At 62.6% G+C, this 13865-nt stretch carries 16 protein-coding genes and 1 pseudogene; 5 read left to right on the top strand and 12 right to left on the bottom strand.

Translation table 11 applies throughout. The features are described 5' to 3' along the window. Positions 1-48: 48 nt before the first annotated feature. On the top strand, positions 49-897 hold the full coding sequence (gene ttcA, locus ACHMW7_RS19635; RefSeq protein WP_395447199.1) for a tRNA 2-thiocytidine(32) synthetase TtcA: 849 nt from the start codon (positions 49-51) through the stop codon (positions 895-897). Positions 898-985: 88 nt separating this feature from the next. Here the strand turns inward: ttcA and ACHMW7_RS19630 are convergent, their stop codons facing one another. The 7 genes and pseudogenes from ACHMW7_RS19630 to ACHMW7_RS19600 all read right to left on the bottom strand — a co-directional run bounded on the left by ACHMW7_RS19630 (position 986) and on the right by ACHMW7_RS19600 (position 7924). Beyond that, entirely contained in the window at positions 986-2251 is a 1266-nt protein-coding gene (locus tag ACHMW7_RS19630; protein ID WP_395447198.1) for a multidrug effflux MFS transporter, read from the bottom strand. Positions 2252-2343: 92 nt separating this feature from the next. After that, on the bottom strand, positions 2344-2679 hold the full coding sequence (grxD, locus tag ACHMW7_RS19625) for a Grx4 family monothiol glutaredoxin (RefSeq protein ID WP_214385146.1): 336 nt from the start codon (positions 2677-2679) through the stop codon (positions 2344-2346). 168 nt (positions 2680-2847) lie between these two features. Then, positions 2848-3072 carry a hypothetical protein gene (locus tag ACHMW7_RS19620; RefSeq protein WP_395447197.1) on the bottom strand — a complete coding sequence of 75 codons (225 nt, stop codon included), beginning with the start codon at positions 3070-3072 and terminating at the stop codon, positions 2848-2850. A 78-nt stretch (positions 3073-3150) separates the two neighbouring features. Continuing rightward, complete coding sequence (locus ACHMW7_RS19615; protein WP_395447196.1) at positions 3151-3690, bottom strand: class I SAM-dependent methyltransferase; 540 nt, start codon at positions 3688-3690, stop codon at positions 3151-3153. 209 nt (positions 3691-3899) lie between these two features. After that, positions 3900-4133 (bottom strand): BolA family protein, encoded by a 234-nt coding sequence (locus ACHMW7_RS19610; RefSeq protein WP_263007320.1) that lies wholly within the window; start codon positions 4131-4133, stop codon positions 3900-3902. Between the two features lie 14 nt (positions 4134-4147). Next, complete coding sequence (gene purL / locus ACHMW7_RS19605; protein WP_395447195.1) at positions 4148-6373, bottom strand: phosphoribosylformylglycinamidine synthase subunit PurL; 2226 nt, start codon at positions 6371-6373, stop codon at positions 4148-4150. A gap of 134 nt (positions 6374-6507) precedes the next feature. Beyond that, positions 6508-7924, bottom strand: a pseudogene (locus tag ACHMW7_RS19600) (PLP-dependent aminotransferase family protein). 83 nt (positions 7925-8007) lie between these two features. Between ACHMW7_RS19600 and ACHMW7_RS19595 the strand changes: the two are divergent. Then, a complete protein-coding gene (locus ACHMW7_RS19595; protein WP_395447194.1) occupies positions 8008-8244 on the top strand; it encodes a DUF1127 domain-containing protein in 237 nt (78 codons plus the stop codon). Between the two features lie 111 nt (positions 8245-8355). Here ACHMW7_RS19595 and ACHMW7_RS19590 read toward each other — a convergent pair whose 3' ends face one another. The 4 genes from ACHMW7_RS19590 to purC form a co-directional block, all read right to left on the bottom strand. Further along, positions 8356-8763: a hypothetical protein gene (locus ACHMW7_RS19590; protein ID WP_395447193.1), complete on the bottom strand. Its 408-nt coding sequence runs from the start codon at positions 8761-8763 to the stop codon at positions 8356-8358. Positions 8764-8837: 74 nt separating this feature from the next. Beyond that, the gene (purQ, locus tag ACHMW7_RS19585; protein ID WP_395447192.1) at positions 8838-9512 is read right to left on the bottom strand and encodes a phosphoribosylformylglycinamidine synthase subunit PurQ; all 675 of its coding nucleotides are present in this window, start codon (positions 9510-9512) and stop codon (positions 8838-8840) included. A gap of 1 nt (position 9513) precedes the next feature. Continuing rightward, positions 9514-9756 (bottom strand): phosphoribosylformylglycinamidine synthase subunit PurS, encoded by a 243-nt coding sequence (gene purS / locus ACHMW7_RS19580; protein ID WP_395451373.1) that lies wholly within the window; start codon positions 9754-9756, stop codon positions 9514-9516. A gap of 66 nt (positions 9757-9822) precedes the next feature. After that, positions 9823-10590 (bottom strand): phosphoribosylaminoimidazolesuccinocarboxamide synthase, encoded by a 768-nt coding sequence (gene purC / locus ACHMW7_RS19575; protein ID WP_108607864.1) that lies wholly within the window; start codon positions 10588-10590, stop codon positions 9823-9825. 286 nt (positions 10591-10876) lie between these two features. Here purC and ACHMW7_RS19570 point away from each other — a divergent pair, with 286 nt between their 5' ends. After that, positions 10877-11197 carry a DUF1476 domain-containing protein gene (locus tag ACHMW7_RS19570; RefSeq protein WP_184768969.1) on the top strand — a complete coding sequence of 107 codons (321 nt, stop codon included), beginning with the start codon at positions 10877-10879 and terminating at the stop codon, positions 11195-11197. Between the two features lie 220 nt (positions 11198-11417). Next, the gene (locus ACHMW7_RS19565; protein ID WP_395447191.1) at positions 11418-12188 is read left to right on the top strand and encodes an HpcH/HpaI aldolase/citrate lyase family protein; all 771 of its coding nucleotides are present in this window, start codon (positions 11418-11420) and stop codon (positions 12186-12188) included. Between the two features lie 51 nt (positions 12189-12239). Here ACHMW7_RS19565 and ACHMW7_RS19560 read toward each other — a convergent pair whose 3' ends face one another. Further along, positions 12240-12794, bottom strand: coding sequence for an RBBP9/YdeN family alpha/beta hydrolase (locus ACHMW7_RS19560; protein ID WP_395447190.1), 555 nt, complete (start codon positions 12792-12794; stop codon positions 12240-12242). Positions 12795-12949: 155 nt separating this feature from the next. Here ACHMW7_RS19560 and ACHMW7_RS19555 point away from each other — a divergent pair, with 155 nt between their 5' ends. Beyond that, a complete protein-coding gene (locus tag ACHMW7_RS19555; RefSeq protein WP_395447189.1) occupies positions 12950-13852 on the top strand; it encodes a VOC family protein in 903 nt (300 codons plus the stop codon). Positions 13853-13865: the final 13 nt, after the last annotated feature.

The following is a 13865-nucleotide window of genomic DNA, read 5'->3' as shown; positions in this document are numbered from 1 at the left end:
GGCAGCGCTGTCCCGCATCTGCGCGCCGTGGATTGAAGGACCGGACCGATGGGCATTCACGAACAGGACGCGCTGGCCGAGCCTGCGGAGGGCGCATTCCCGCTCTATGGCGACGCCCCGTCCTCGGTTGAGTTCAACAAGCTGCGCAAGCGGCTGCTGCGCCAGACACGCCAGGCGATCGAAGACTACGCTATGGCCAGGCCCGGCGAGCGTTGGCTGGTGGCGCTGTCGGGCGGCAAGGATTCCTATGGCTTGCTCGCTGTCCTGATGGATCTCAAGTGGCGCGGCCTGCTGCCGGTCGATCTGCTTGCCTGCAATCTTGACCAGGGTCAGCCGAACTTTCCGAAGCATGTGCTGCCCGACTATCTCAACGCCAATGGCATTGCTCACCGCATCGAGTATCGCGACACCTATTCGGTCGTCACCGACAAGCTGCCGGAGGGCAGCACCTATTGTTCGCTGTGCTCGCGGCTCAGGCGAGGGCACCTCTACCGCATCGCGCGTGAGGAGGGCTGCTCGTCGCTTGTGCTCGGCCATCATCGCGAGGATATTCTCGAGACCTTCTTCATGAACCTGTTCCATGGTGGCCGCCTTGCCGCCATGCCGCCCAAGCTGCTCAATGACGAGGGTGACGTCATGGTTCTGAGGCCGTTGGCCTTCTGCGCCGAGGCCGACATGGCCAAGTTCGCCGAGGGCATGAAGTTTCCGATCATCCCCTGCGACCTCTGCGGCAGCCAGGAAGGCCTGCAGCGCAACGCCATGAAGGCGATGCTCGACGATATCGAAAGGCGCATGCCGGGCCGCAAGGACACCATGCTGCGGGCGCTGTCCAACACACGGCCCTCGCATCTGCTCGATCGCAAGCTGTTCGATTTCACCAGCCTGATGGCTGGCTGAGGTCGACAGGGTCATCAAAACGAACAGCCCGAAAACCGCCAGGTTTTCGGGCTGTTTCTGTTTCAGAGGCTGTACGCCGCCGACGTTGTCAGTGGATCTCGGCAACTGCCGGCTTCGGATCATGCTGGCCGCGGAACAGCTTGCCCTTCTCGGCAATCAGCACCATCACCAGGCCAATCGAGGCCACGCCGCAGAAACCAATCGCCAGCGGCACCGTCGTGCCGTCGAAGGACTGGCCGATGGCCGCACCGATCATGCCGCCGCCCAGGGTCTGCATGAAACCCTGCACAGAGGATGCCGTGCCGGCGATATGGCCGAGCGGCTCCATCGAGATCGAGTTGAAGTTCGAGCCGATCCAGCCGAACTGGAACATCGCCAGAGCAAACAGCACGATGAAGGCTGGGAACGGCACCGGCCCGGTCAGCGACCAGACGAGCCAGATCATGCTCACCAGCAAAAAGCCGATCAGGGCGCCGTGCGACAGCTTGCGCATGCCGAACTTGACGACGAGGCGCGAGTTGAGGAACGACGACACCGACATCATGCCCGCGATGGCCGCAAACACTGCCGGGAACCACACGCCGAGCCCGTAGAGGCCGACATAGACCTGCTGCGCCGAGTTGATGAAGCCGAACAGCGCGCCGAAGATGGTCATCGAGGCCAGCGTGTACCACAGCGACATGCGCGTGGTGAGCACTGTGCGGAAGCCCCGGGCGATCGACAGCACCGACAGCGGTCGCCGATCCTCGGGATGCATCGTCTCGGGCAGGCGGATTGCCGCCCACAGCGTAATCGCCAGTGCTGACACCGCCATGACGATGAAAATCATGTGCCATTCCGAAAACAGCATGACGATCTGCCCCATGGCGGGCGCCACCACCGGCACGACCATGAACACCATGAAGATCAACGACATGATCTCGGCCATCTGCCGGCCGCCGAAGCGGTCGCGCACCACCGACACCGCAATGACGCGCGTCGAGGCTGCACCAATGCCCTGGACGAAGCGCAATGCCAGCAGGGTTTCGAAGCTTGGCGCGAAGGCAGCGGCAAAGGCCGCGAGCACGTAGATGCCGAGGCCGAACAGCAGCGGCTTGCGCCGGCCGAACCGGTCGGAGATCGGGCCATAGGCAAGCAGTGCCAGCGCGAGGCCAGCGAAATAGGCGGTGATCACATATTGGCGGTGGTTCTCGCTCTCGACATTGAGCGCTGCACCGATCTGCTGCAGCGCCGGCAGCATGATGTCGACAGCAAGCGCGTTGACGGCCATCAATGCTGCTGCCAGCGCGATGAATTCCCAACGCGGAATCGGGAACACGCCCTGCTGGGCGCTCGGAGAGACTTTCTGTTCCATTCGGAATCCAATTCAAACGGAAATGCGCCGGAAAGCCGGCGCATTTGTCACAAACGGGACCCCGGAACAGGCCGGAGCCGGTAATTCTTAGATCAGGCGGCGCCCTTGACGCTCACGCCCTTCTCTTCAAGGAACGACTGCAACTCGCCGGCCTGGAACATCTCGCGAATGATGTCGCAGCCGCCCACGAACTCGCCCTTGACGTAGAGCTGGGGGATCGTCGGCCAGTTGGAGTAGTCCTTGATGCCCTGACGAAGATCGTTCGAGGTCAGGACGTTGACGCCCTTGTAGTCGACCCCGAGGTAATCGAGGATCTGGACGACCTGGCCGGAAAAGCCGCACTGCGGAAAGCCGGGCGTGCCCTTCATGAAAACCACGACATCCTGGCTCTTCACTTCGCTATCGATGTATTCGTTGATTCCGCTCATGGCGCCCTAAACCTCAGATCTGGCCGGAGCGACGTCCGGCAATGTTCGTTAGACTGCTAGCATTTGCCACTATGTGGTTGCAACAGTCGAGCATTCCAAGCGTCGCGTCGACCCGAAATCCGGAAAATGTGATGTTCTTCCGTTCTGGCTCTGCCTCAATCGCGGCGTTCAAGCGCGACGGCGTACTTTCGAGCGCGAACGCACCGTGCGCTTGCGGCTCGTCTGCTTCTTGGCTGGCCTCAGAAGCTTCTCGATCTGGCGCAGCGTCGCCGAACTCGTCGTGGTCGCGCGCTTGCGCCTGCGGGTCCGCTTCGACGTGCCCGTCGGTTTCTTCAGAATGTCCTTCAGCACGCCGTCGACGACGCCTTGGACCAGGTCGTTGATCAATGACATGAGCAGCAGGTCCCTGTTTTGTGGAACCTCCCCGATAAAAGATCGAACAATCGATGTCGAGGCTTTGTGCCTTCTGGCCTATTTGATCGCCCGTACGCAGACGAAAGCAGGCGACCGGCTCAGTTCGGCAAAGTGCTCCGGGTCGACAGTCGCCATCTCGGGCACCGGAACCGGCTCGACGAAACGGTCAAGGCGCCAGCCGGCATCGCTCAGGCCGTTCAAGATGTCCTGCAGCGGCCGCCGGTAGGATTCAATGTAAGGGTTCGGCTCGCCAAAGCCGCCCCAATGCAGGCCCCAACGATTCGTCGCGAAATAGTTGGCGTCGCCACGCGTGCGCGGATCACCCCAGTCGCGCATCGGGTGCCCCATCGAAAAGACCAGCCGCCTTCCCGGCCGTGCGATGCGGCGGAATTCGGCAAAGACCGGCTTGAGGTCTTCGACATAGTCGAGCGCCAGTGAACACAAGATCGCGTCGGCGCTGTCGCTTTCGATCCAGTCGAGCGGCTTGGCAAGATCGCCCTCGCGAATGTCGACGTCGAGGCCGGCGCAACGTTTCCGCGCCAGCGCCGTTATGTCGAAGGCGCGAATCCTGGCGCCCTGTTTCGCCAGCTTCTCCAAGTAGATGCCGGAACCGCAGCCGGCGTCGATTACGGCAAGCCCGGCGACGTCGCCGAGCAGCGCCAGCGAAGCTGGCCGCTCATAAAGCGCATTGTGCGGCTTGGTTGGCGCCGCCGCGTCATAACGCTCGGCAAACGCCGCATAGGCGCGCCGGGCGATCTGTTCGCTGTCAGTGCCTGAGCTGTCGGGTATCGGGTGGGCGAGGGATGTTATTCCGGAATGCTGGTCTGAAGGGCGAGCGCATGCAGCACGCCGCCCATATTGCCCTTCAGCGCGTCATAGACCATCTGGTGCTGCTGCACGCGGGTCTTGCCACGGAAGCTTTCCGACACGACCTCGGCGGCATAGTGGTCGCCGTCGCCGGCGAGATCGCGGATGGTCACCCGGGCATCCGGAATGCCTTCCTTGATCATGCGCTCGATGTCGTGTGCGTCCATTGCCATGTCGTTTTCCCCGATCAGTTGTTCATGAACCGAGGGAACCAGGATTCGTGAGCCGTGGTCAACTCGTCGATGGATATGGCGCGCGCCTCGCCTAGTTTCAATTCCTGGCCGCCGGTCGTGCCGATCCACGGTGCATGGATGCCGAGCGCCTTGGCCTCGTTCCACAATTCCTGCATCTCGGCCGACTTCGGTTCAAGCTTGACGGTCACTAGGTATCGGCCCTGGTCTTCGCCGAAGAACACCGGAATCGGGTTGGTGCCGCTCAGGCCGGGAACCGTGGCGCCGATGCCTGAGGCCATCGCCATTTCGGCGAGCGCAACCGCAAGGCCGCCGTCGGACAGGTCGTGCACGGCGGTAGCCTGGCCGTTGCGGATCAGCTTGCGGACGAAGTCGCCAACCTTCTTTTCGTGCTCGAGGTCGACTGCCGGTGGCGGGCCGTCGGTGCGGCCGTGAACGTCGCGCATGTATATGGACTGGGCGAGGTGGCTGCCCCACTGGGCTGGTCCGCCGACCAGCAGGATGACTTCGCCGTCCTTGGCGAAGCAGGCCTTGGCCATCTTCGACCAGTCGTCGATCAGGCCGACGCCGCCGATTGTCGGTGTCGGCAAGATGCCCTGGCCATTGGTCTCGTTGTAGAGCGAGACGTTGCCCGAGACGATCGGGAAGCCGAGCGCGCGGCAGGCGTCGCCGATGCCGGTCACGGCACGCACGAACTGGCCCATGATCTCAGGCCGCTCGGGGTTGCCGAAATTGAGGTTGTCGGTCGCTGCCAGGGGCAGGGCGCCGGTGGCGGTCAGGTTACGCCAGCATTCGGCGACGGCCTGCTTGCCGCCCTCATAGGGATCTGCCTCGCAATAGCGCGGCGTGACGTCCGACGAAAATGCCAGCGCCTTGGTGGCATGGCCCTCGACACGGACGACACCGGCGTCGCCGCCCGGGCGCTGCAACGAGTTGCCCTGGATCATCGTATCGTACTGCTCCCACACCCAGCGGCGCGACGACAGGTCGGGCCCGTCGAGCATCTTGAGCAGCGCGTCGGCGACATCGGCCTGTGGAACGTCGTCGGTAGCAAGCGGCGCACGCTTGGCCGGTTCAATCCAAGGGCGATCATATTCGGGAGCTTCGTCGCCGAGTTCCTTGATCGGCAGGTTGGCGACTTCGACACCCTGGTGGAGGACGCGAAAACGCAGGTCGTCGGTGGTCTTGCCGACGATGGCGAAGTCGAGGCCCCACTTGACGAAGATCGCCTCGGCTTCTTCTTCCTTTTCGGGGCGCAGCACCATGAGCATGCGCTCTTGGCTCTCCGACAGCATCATCTCGTAGGCGCTCATGCGCTCTTCGCGCACCGGCACCTTGTCGAGGTCGAGTTCGATGCCGAGATCGCCCTTGGCACCCATCTCGACGGCCGAGCAGGTGAGACCCGCGGCACCCATGTCCTGGATGGCGATGACCGCGCCCGATGCCATCAGTTCGAGGCAGGCCTCGAGCAGGCATTTTTCGGTGAATGGGTCGCCGACCTGCACGGTCGGGCGCTTCTCGTCGATCTTGTCGTCGAATTCGGCTGAAGCCATGGTTGCGCCGCCGACACCGTCACGGCCGGTCTTGGCGCCGAGATAGACCACCGGCAGGCCCACACCCTTGGCTTGCGACAGGAAGATGCCATCGGTCTTGGCGAGACCGGCGGCAAAGGCGTTGACCAGGATGTTGCCATTGTAGCGGGCGTCGAAATTGACCTCACCGCCGACGGTCGGAACGCCGAAGGCGTTGCCGTAGCCGCCGACACCGGCAACAACGCCCGAAACCAGATGGCGGGTCTTGGGATGGTCGGGTGCGCCGAAACGCAGCGCATTCATCGAAGCCACCGGGCGCGCGCCCATGGTGAAGACGTCGCGCAGGATGCCGCCAACGCCCGTCGCCGCACCCTGATAGGGCTCGATGAAGGACGGGTGGTTGTGGCTCTCCATCTTGAAGACCACGCAGTCGCCGTCGCCGATATCGACAACGCCGGCATTCTCGCCCGGGCCCTGGATGACGACATCACCCTTTGTCGGCAGCGTGCGCAGCCACTTCTTCGACGATTTGTACGAGCAGTGCTCGTTCCACATCGCCGAGAAGATGCCGAGTTCGGTGAAGGTCGGCTCGCGTCCGACAAGGTCAAGGATACGCTGGTATTCGTCCGGCTTGAGCCCGTGCGCGGCGATGAGTTCGCCGGTGATCTTCACGTCATTCTGAATGGTCATCGTAGATCGCAGAATCCGTTGGGGGAGCGTTGGTGGCTCCATAGCGCATGATTGGCCCGGGATATACCGTCAATGGCCAGAAAGTCACCCTTTATGGCACGGAAACAGCCAGCTGCCGCAGGCTGGCGCCCGCTTCAGCCGAAACTGTCGTAGCCGGCATCGCCCTCGTCGAGCAGGCGACGGACCTTGGCCAGCCCCTTTTCGACGTCACCGCGTGTGCGTGGCGCGGAAATGCCTATCCTGACGCGGTGGAAGACCTGGTCGGAGCGGCCCGCCTTGAACTCGTCCTCGTCGTCGATCAGCACGCCCTGGCCATAAGCGGCATTCTTGAACGTGCCGGAATTCCAGGGTTCCGGCAGCGCCAGCCAGACGAACGGGATGTTGGCCGTGATGTTGAAATCGTAGCCTTCCAGTGCTGCGCGCACAGCGCCCAGGCGTGCATTGATCTCGGCAATCGCGCGGGCGCGGATTGCCGTAGCCTCGCCTGACAGCACCAGTTGCGCACAGAGCTCGGCCAAAAGGAACGGCATGCCGCCGGTCACCATCTTGTGGGCGACGCGAATGCTGTGCCGGAAATGCGCCGGGCACGAAACCCAGCCGCCACGTACGCCCGCCGCCACCGACTTCGACAGGCCACCGACGACGAAGACGCGTTCCGGCGCGAACTCGGCCAAGAGAGGCGTGCGGTCGTCCGTCAACGCGCCATAGAGGTCGTCCTCGACCAGCAGCACATTGTACTTGCGGGCAATCGCGGCAATCGCCGCGCGCCGTTCGGCCGGCATGATCACGCCCGTGGGGTTCTGGGCGGTCGGCATCAGGAACGCCAGCTTGGGGTGTTTTTGTGCGCAGACCGCCTCGAAGTCGTCGGGGACGATGCCGTGCTGGTCGGAATTGACCAGCGCCATGCGCCGGCCGATCAGCCCGGCGCTGCGCGCGATCTGGGTGTAGGTCACATGTTCGAACAGGATGTGGTCGCCCGGCTGTGTCACTGCAGCGATGGTTGCCATCACCGCCGCATGGGCGCCGAGCGTCGGCACGATCGCATCGGGGGGCGGGACGAAAGCCGTTGCGCGACAGCCAGGCGCTGCCCGCCTCGAACCAGTGTTCCGGAAAGGTCCTGGTGTAGCTCGTCACGTCGTCGGGATTGTTCCGGCTGATCGTCGCCAAGATTGTCTCGATTGCCTTGCTCTGGCCGACATTGGGGGCGGCGGTGCTGTCGAAATGCAACTTTCCCGGTGGCGCTTCGACGGCGCGCGAACCTTCGAGGGGCAGGGTCGAGACCGGACTCGGCACCACCTGCTCACTGTGTCGCGCCAGAATGTAAGTGCCGCGCCCGACCTCGCCGCTGACCAGCCCGCGTTCGCGCAGCAGCGCATAGGCACGCCCGACCGTGCCGATGGTCACGCCGATGTCATAGGCGAGGTTGCGTTGTGGCGGCAGCTTGGTTCCGGAGGCCAGAACACCACTATCGATGTCGCTTTCGATACGCTCGGCGAGCCGCAGGTAAAGCGGCCCGGCACCGGATGAGAGATCAGGAAGCCAAATTGTCATGGTGACAATTCGTATATTGCGATCATGTCTGAGTCAATTCATAGCAATTGTCATCAGAAATAGATACAATTTGGATCATCGAGATGAGTACAATAGATGCAATTGGCGGGGGCGTCGCAGGTGCATCTTCACAGGCGAAGCGTGGCATTCTCCGCAATCCAGCAAATGGTCTCTACCGGCTGATGCGCTGGCTGGCGCATTGTATCGAGCGCCGCCGCACCCGGATGTCCTTGCTGGAGCTCACGGATGATCAATTGTCGGATATCGGCATCTCGCGGTGCGATGCCTATCGCGAAGGGCTTCGCCCCTTCTACGACTGATGGTCCCGGATTTTTCGGATTGTCCCGACCCACGGGCAGTTCGACATTGGTGGAGGCGCTCCCCGGTGCCTCCACCTCTTTCTTCAGTCGAGATTGGCCGTTGGCCGCGCGTCAGGCGGTGCCGGTACAGGACGGGTTGCCCGAGCGCCAGCGGGTGATATCCGAGCCGATGCGGGCGCCGAGTGCCTGGTCCATCAGCGGGCCGAACACCTGGACCTGACTCGAATTGCCCTGCGCCTGCACGACGAGCAGCGGTCGCGCGCCATATTGCTTGGCTGGGACCAGCAGGAAGCGCGGCGTGCCGCCGAAATTGTTGAGCTCGTTGGCCATCTGGTATTTCGCGAAGGCCGGATCCTTGCTGGCGAACCAGCATTTGTGCGCTGCGATCGCCACCTGTTCCATCGAGCGCAGCGAGGCACTCTTGCCGGACGACGACGGCGCCGGCGTCTTCGGGCTCGAACTACAGGCTGCGAGACCAATGACCGCGGCTGCTGCCGCCATAATCCGCAGTGACTTCATGCGCCGATGTCCGCCTTTTTCAGATGGATGAAGTGTTCAGATGGATGAAGTGAAGGAAATTTCCTGGCGTCCGCTCAGGCTGCCTTGGGCAGCCCGAGTGCGCTCTCGAACAGCGCGCGGCCGTCATTGCCGCCATGCGCTGCCTCGATCAGATTTTCCGGGTGCGGCATCAGCCCAAGCACGTTGCCTTTGTCATTGATGATGCCGGCAATGTCGTTGATCGAGCCGTTCGGATTGGTGCCCTCGGCGTAGCGGAACACCACCTGGCCTTCGCCCTCGATGCGCGCAAGCGTCTCGGGATCGGCGAAATAGTTTCCGTCATGATGCGCCACCGGGCAGCGGATGATCTGACCGGCCGCGTAGTTGCGGGTGAAGGCGGTGTTGGCGTTGGCAATCTCGAGCTTTACCTCGCGGCAGACGAACTTGAGCGAATTGTTGCGCATCAAGGCGCCGGGCAAAAGGCCAGCCTCGACCAGGATCTGGAAGCCGTTGCACACGCCGACGACCTGCACGCCCTTGGCGGCTTTCTCGGCCACCGCGCGCAGCACCGGCATGCGGGCCGCGATCGCACCGCAGCGCAGATAGTCGCCGAAGGAGAAGCCACCGGGAATGGCAATCAGGTCGACATCGGGGATTTCCGTGTCGGTCTGCCAGACGGTGACGGGCGCCTTGCCCGAAATCTTGGTCAGCGCCGCGATCATGTCGCGGTCGCGGTTCAGGCCGGGGAGAAGGACGACGGCTGATTTCACGTCAGGCAATCTCCACTGCGTAATTCTCAATCACCGTGTTCGCCAGAAGCTTCTCGCACATGGCGTTGAGGTCGGCTGCGGCCTTGGCCTTGTCGATGCCGTCGATTTCGACGTCGAAGACCTTGCCCTGGCGCACCGAGCCGACGCCGCCGAAGCCGAGGCCGTCGAGCGCATGCTCGATCGCCTTGCCTTGCGGGTCGAGGACGCCGTTTTTGAGGGTGACGGTGACACGGGCCTTGATCACGGGCATTTCACTCCGAAAGGTCGACTGGAAATGTTTCGGGCGCGACTGTGGTCGCGCCCGTTGCTGTTAGTGCTTGACGAGAACCGGTCCGGTCGGACGCGGGGTCTCGTTTTCGTTCATGATGCCGAGGCGGCGCGCCACTTCCTGGTAGGCCTCGACCAGCCCGCCCATGTCGCGGCGGAAACGGTCCTTGTCGAGCTTGTCCTGGGTGGCGACGTCCCACAGGCGGCAGCTGTCGGGCGAGATCTCGTCGGCAACGACGATGCGCATCATGTCGCCTTCAAACAGGCGGCCGCATTCGATCTTGAAGTCCACGAGCTGGATGCCGACGCCCATGAACAGGCCGGAGAGGAAGTCGTTGACGCGGATGGCGAGTGCCATGATGTCGTCGATTTCCTGCGGGCTTGCCCAGCCAAAGGCAGTGATGTGCTCTTCCGAGACCATCGGATCGTCGAGCGCATCGGCCTTGTAGTAGAATTCGATGATCGAGCGCGGCAGCACGGTGCCTTCCTCGATGCCCAGGCGCTTGGCCAGCGAACCGGCGGCGACGTTGCGCACCACGACTTCGAGCGGGATGATCTCGACTTCCTTGATCAGCTGCTCGCGCATGTTGAGCCGGCGGATGAAGTGGGTCGGAATGCCCATGCGGTTCAGGTGGTTGAAGATGTGCTCGGAAATGCGGTTGTTGAGCACGCCCTTGCCGTCGACGACCTCATGCTTCTTCTTGTTGAAGGCGGTGGCATCGTCCTTGAAAAACTGGATCAGGGTGCCCGGCTCGGGGCCCTCATAAAGGATCTTGGCCTTGCCTTCGTAGATGCGGCGGCGATTCTTCATCTGAATGTTTCTCTGGTTGGAAGGGTGGACGGCAAGTTACCGGTCCCTTTCTCACGCCGCAAAGCCGCGGCGGCTGTGGGTTTCAAGGCCGGTCTCTATCTTAATCGGGCCCATTGCTCAATCATCATTTCCTGCCAATCAACGCCTTTTGGTACGGAAATGCCGCAGCGCACACGCAAACGGTGCAAAAGAGAGATATTGACCGGGCGCCGGGCTTTTGGTTTGAGGAAGTCGATATCATATGCACCGGAAGTCGAATCGATTTCCTACTCCCTGGAGGATTGCCATGAGCAACATGAAGGACCGCGAAGAAGGTTTTGAGCGCAAGTTCGTCTTTGACGAGGAGCTGCGTTTCAAGGCGAATGCGCGGCGCAACAAGGCGCTCGGCCTCTGGGCTGCCGAAAAGCTTGGCAAGTCGGGCGCTGACGCCGACGCCTACGCCAAGGAAGTCGTTGTTTCCGACATCGAGGAAGCCGGCGATCATGACGTGTTCCGCAAGATCCGCGCTGATTTCGACAAGGCCGGCGTCGACCAGTCCGACCATCAGATCCGCCGTACCATGGACGAACTGATGGCGCAGGCGATCGACCAGATCAAGAACACCTGATCCAGAGATCAAAGCTGGGCCCCAGTTTTCTGGACCAACGAGCCGCCCGGATTCCGGGCGGTTTTTGTTTGCGCCTCAGGCTGCTTCCAGATGAAATAGCGCTGCTCGGAGCATGACCCCGTAAAGGCGGGACCGGTTTTCGGACAGGTCATGCTCCAACACCTAGATAGAGCCCCATTCCGATGCAATCGGAATGGACAGGGCTCTGGGAGAGAGAAACATGTCGCTTGCCGAAAGACTGCACGCCAACGAGACCATCATCACCGCATGGTCTGGTGTGCCGGATGCGTTGACAGTCGAAATCCTGGCCGGGCAGGGCTTCGGTGCCGTCACCCTCGACATGCAGCATGGCGGCCACAACGAAGACAGCGTGCTGCGTTCGATCGCGCCTGTGCTGCGGGCCGACAAGCACCCCATCGTGCGGATTCCCGTCGGTCGATTCGATATGGCAAGCCGTGCGCTCGATTTCGGCGCCGAGGCGGTCATCGCCCCTATGGTCAATTCTGTCGACGACGCCAGGCGCTTTGCCGCCGCCATGAAATATCCGCCGCTGGGCGAACGCTCCTGGGGCCCGACCTTTGCTGCGCCCCGCCACGGCAGCAAGGATTCGATCAAGTGGCTGCGCGAGAGCAACGCCCGCACAGTCTCGTTCGCCATGGTCGAGACCCATGCCGCAGTTGCTGTGCTTGACGGTATTTTGGAAACACCCGGCATCGACGGCATTTTCCTTGGGCCTGGCGATTTCTCGATCGCCTGGACGAAGGGCGAGACGATCAATTCGACGCTCGAGGACATGATGGAAACCGTCGCCGATGTCGGCAGGCGGACCCGTGCTGCCGGCAAGCATGCCGGTATCTACGTCACCGACCCTGCCATCGCAGGGCGGTTCGTCGACATGGGCTACCAGTTGCTGGCGACGGGATCCGAGCACCAGCTGATTTCAAGTGGCGCGGCCAGGCTGCTTGCCGATCTCAACAAGTCGCTGGGCTAAAACGTCACGCGTCCGCTTGGACGCGTGACCGATAGCTCAGATCGGAGGCTTTCAGCCTTCCAGCCGCGACAGGAACTGCGCGAACACCATCGACCCCTCGGGCCAGGGGCCAAAGCCTGAATCGGCATTGATGTGGCCGGCTTCACCGGCCTCGACGAACAGCGAGCCCCATGCGGCGGCGATGTCTTCGGCGACGTCGAGCTTGCAATAGGGGTCATTGCTGCTGGCGACCACGACGGACGGAAACGGCAGCGGATCGCGCGGGTAGGGGCCGAACGTCATCAGGTGCTTGGGCCGGATCGCCGGATTGGAAACGTCTGGGGGCGCAACGAAGAAACCGCCCGCCACATGTTTCTTGAAGCCGGGAATGGCGTGGATCGCTGTCGGGATGCCGAGCGAGTGCGCAACAAGCACAACCGGGCGTTCCGCCGCGTTGACGGCGGCGATAACCTTGGCCGTCCAATCCTCGCGCACCGGTTTCGACCACTCGTCCTGCTCGACGCGGCGCGCGGTCGACAGTTTTTCCTCCCAGCGGCTCTGCCAGTGGGATGGCCCCGAATTGGTGTATCCGGGAACGATGATGATATCGGCGTCTTTTACCTTCATGTCGGGGATGTAGCGATCCGATCTCGCCGGTGCAACTCCCTGTCGATCGTGTTCAATCGTTGAACGCGGTGTTCGGTCTTTGCTGACTTGTGTGAACGATGCACTCGGCCGATCTATGGCGGAGACAAACAGCCGTGTTGGCCGGAGAGTGGATTTTGCAACTGACACGACGCAAACTGGTTGGCAGCGCGGCACTCCTCGCATTGGGTGGCGGAGTTAGGGCCGGCCACACGGAGCCCAGGATGAGCAACATTCCCTTTGCCGCGACGACCCCGATCAGCGTATCCCGCGTTGGCCTCAAGGCCCGCGATGCGAACACGCTGGCAAGTTTCTACCGCGATGTCGTCGGCCTGCAGGAGCTCAAGCGCGACGGCGAGACAATCACGCTTGGCGCCGGCAGCCGCGCCTTGCTCGACATCGAGGCCGACAAGGCGGCGAAGCCAGACGATCCCCGCAGCGCCGGCCTGTTCCACACCGCCTTCCTGCTGCCCAGCCGCGCCGATCTCGGCCGCTGGATCAAGCATGCCATCGACAGGCGCACTCCCGTCGACGGCGCGTCCGATCATCTTGTCAGCGAGGCGCTCTACCTGACCGATCCCGAGGGCAACGGCATCGAAATCTACCGCGACCGGCCGCATGACAGCTGGAAATGGACCGGTTCGCAGGTCGCCATGGCCACCGAGCAACTGGATATCCCCTCGATCGTCGCCGAGGTGCCCGCTGGTGACGCCGGCTGGCAGGGCATGCCGGAAAACAGCATCGTCGGCCACGTTCATTTGCGCGTCGGCGATCCGGCTTCGGCTGCCGAATGGTGGAAGACACAGTTCGGCTTCGACACGGTGGCGAAATACGGCAACAGCGCCGTGTTCCTGTCTTCAGGTGGCTATCATCACCACATCGGCGCCAATTCCTGGCAGAGCCCCGGTGCCGGAAAGCGTGACCTCTCGCTGACCGGCCTTGCCTGGGTCGAGATGCGCTCGGCCGACGCCAAGGTGGCTTCGACCTACGAAGATCCGTGGGGCACCGTCATCCGGGCGCTGCCTGGCCAGCCGGGCTGAGCTTTGCTCCTGA

The organism is Aminobacter sp. UC22_36 (genome assembly GCF_044056035.1).
In the GTDB taxonomy this organism is placed as follows: Bacteria; Pseudomonadota; Alphaproteobacteria; order Rhizobiales; family Rhizobiaceae; genus Aminobacter.
The sequence above is the reverse complement of the archived record's forward strand: the minus strand, read 5'-3'. Positions and strand labels throughout refer to the sequence as shown.